Source organism: Niveispirillum sp., assembly GCF_052437035.1.
GTDB lineage: Bacteria > Pseudomonadota > Alphaproteobacteria > Azospirillales > Azospirillaceae > Niveispirillum.
Genome location: NZ_JBQVOH010000059.1, coordinates 1 through 540, shown reverse-complemented (window position 1 = coordinate 540; position 540 = coordinate 1). Strand labels below are relative to the sequence as shown.

The 540-nt window shown below is 73.5% G+C and carries 1 pseudogene; it reads left to right on the top strand.

The features are described from left to right. Positions 1–540: pseudogene (locus ACT6Q8_RS25665) on the top strand (Tm-1-like ATP-binding domain-containing protein); the annotation flags it as partial.

Below are 540 nucleotides of genomic sequence, written 5' to 3'. Positions count from 1 at the left end.
GCCTTCCATCGGCCTGACCATGTTCGGCGTCACCACGCCCTGCGTGCAGGCTGTGCGCGGGCTGCTCGAGGCCGATTTCGACACCCAGGTGTTCCACGCCAACGGCGCGGGCGGTCGCACGCTGGAGGCCCTGGCCGCCGCCGGCATGCTGCGCGCCGTGGTCGACATCACCACCACCGAGGTGGGCCAGCACCTGGCCGGCGGCGTGTGCGACGCCGGGCCGAACCGGCTCGACGCCGCCGCGCGCCATGGCCTGCCCTGGGTGGGCTCGGTGGGCGCGCTGGACATGATCAACTGGGGCGCGCCGTCCACCATTCCCGAACGGCACCAGGGCCGCACCTTCCACGTGCACAACGCCAACGTGACGCTGATGCGCAGCAACGCCCAGGAGCTGGAGGCGGCGGCGCGGCGCATCGCCGAGCAGCTCAACCGCGCCCGGGGCCCGGTGCGCCTGCTGCTGCCGCTGGGCGGCTTGTCCATGATCGACGCGCCCGGCCTGGCTTTCCACGCGCCCCAGGCCAACGCGGTGCTGTTCGACAC